This window comes from Candidatus Planktophila sp., assembly GCF_040402315.1.
GTDB lineage: Bacteria > Actinomycetota > Actinomycetes > Nanopelagicales > Nanopelagicaceae > Planktophila.
The window spans coordinates 1-1,733 of sequence record NZ_JBBAMU010000061.1 but is presented as its reverse complement, the minus strand read 5'-3'; the positions used below and the strand labels follow the sequence as shown (position 1 = coordinate 1,733).

Sequence of the window (1,733 nt, the reverse complement as noted above, 5' to 3'; positions counted from 1 at the left end):
GATTAGCACTTGGTGGAGTTATTGCAGCTCCGGTTGCTGCGCGACTTGTTGGCCGCTTGCCCGCAAAGTATCTTGGAATAGTTGTGGCGGTAGGAATTATTATTTTGAATGCAATCCAGATTATTCGTGCGTAAAACTCGCTGAAATACCTATTTGTTGCAAGTTTTTACCGCATCATAGATAATAGTTATGCGTTCATTCGCAAAACTCAAGGGAGAGTACTTCTCAAACGGTTTCTAAATCAGAGACTTTTGCCGTACAGCTTTACAATGACTACACAAGCAGCGATTCAATCACAACATGCAACAACACATCGTTACGTACCAACAACATTCACTCCAATCTCACCTGAAAAGGTCGCCGCTGTAATGGCAGCCGAGTGGGAACTTTTCACTAAGAACACCAAGGGTTCTGAAACCGAGAGTAAGCGTGCATTTAACTCAATGCCCCTAGGTGTCACCTCTAGCTTCCAGCACTGGGACCCATACCCAATCTCCATTGTCTCTGCCAAGGGCGCATATATGACCGATGTCGACGGTCGCCAATTACTTGACCTTTCCATGGGTTTTGGGGCGATGCTCGCCGGCCACCTCAACCCTGTCGTAATCGAAGAGATCCAGACATCTCTCAACCAGGGAATGCTCTTCGTAACACCTTCTCCCACATCAACTGATGCAGCAGAGCGAATCTGCAAGCGCTTTGGAATCAACCAAGTTCGATTTACTAATTCAGGAACTGAATCAACGATGTACGCAGTTCGGGTAGCTCGCTCTGCAACCAAGAGGATGGGTATTCTCAAAATTGAGGGTGGCTACCACGGTAGCTACGACCCATTTGTAGTCTCTGCCAAGCCCCCTGTAAATAAAGCGGGCAATCCAAAGAAGCCAACTCCTTATATCGAACCAAACTTGGTCCCCGGTGATATCTATGTTGTACCATTTAACAATATTAAATCCCTTGAGAAGATGTTTAAGAAAAATGCGAAGAAAATCGCCTGCTTTATTGTTGAGCCTGTTCTTGAGAACATTGCAATTGTTCTTCCTGATGCTGGTTATCTAGAGCGTGTTCGTGAACTCTGCGACCAATACAATGTCGTTCTTATCTTTGATGAAGTAAAGACAGGTCTGACAGCGGGTGCACACGGAGCATCGGCCCGACTCGGAGTAAAGCCAGATCTAATTACTCTCGCAAAATCAATTGGTGGCGGACTTCCGCTTGCTGCCTTCGGTGGCAAGAAGAAGTACATGGACTTTGTTAGCAACGGCCAAATGGCACACTTTGGAACTTTTAACGGTAACCCCCTTGCTATGGCTGGCATTCGCGCTATGGATCGCATCTGTACCGATGAAGCAATGGCCCGGGCTGAAGATCTCAACTTGCAGGCGCTGACTCGCATCGATGAAATCATTGATGAATACCAACTTCCAGCACACACCGTTGGTTTTGGTATCAAGGGCTGTGTCACATGGTCAACAACACCTGTTCGCAACTATCGTGACTACAAAGCAACAGATTTTGGAATCGCTGAGGCACATTGGTTATTTGCCCTCAACCGCGGAATCATTACTCCACCGGGACTTGATGAGCAATGGTTGATTTCGCTGGCACATGGCCAGACTGAAATTGATTTACTTGTCGAAGATTTCCGAGAGTTTGCCAAGGCTATAAGAGCGTAAAGAAGAAAAGCCCCGAGTGTGAAAGGCACTCGAGGCTTAACTTGTGCGCGCGAAGGG

The 1,733-nt window shown here is 47.0% G+C and carries 1 protein-coding gene; it reads left to right on the top strand.

Annotated features, from left to right (window positions below):
* The first annotated feature begins 269 nt into the window (after positions 1-269).
* Entirely contained in the window at positions 270-1,676 is a 1,407-nt protein-coding gene (locus AC9UEP_RS05945; RefSeq protein WP_509545080.1) for an aspartate aminotransferase family protein, read from the top strand.
* Positions 1,677-1,733: the final 57 nt, after the last annotated feature.

Bases quoted from the DNA above. Each gene is read 5' to 3' on its own strand.
- AC9UEP_RS05945 (WP_509545080.1), top strand. From the start codon at position 270: ATGACTACACAAGCAGCGATTCAATCACAACATGCAACAACACATCGT.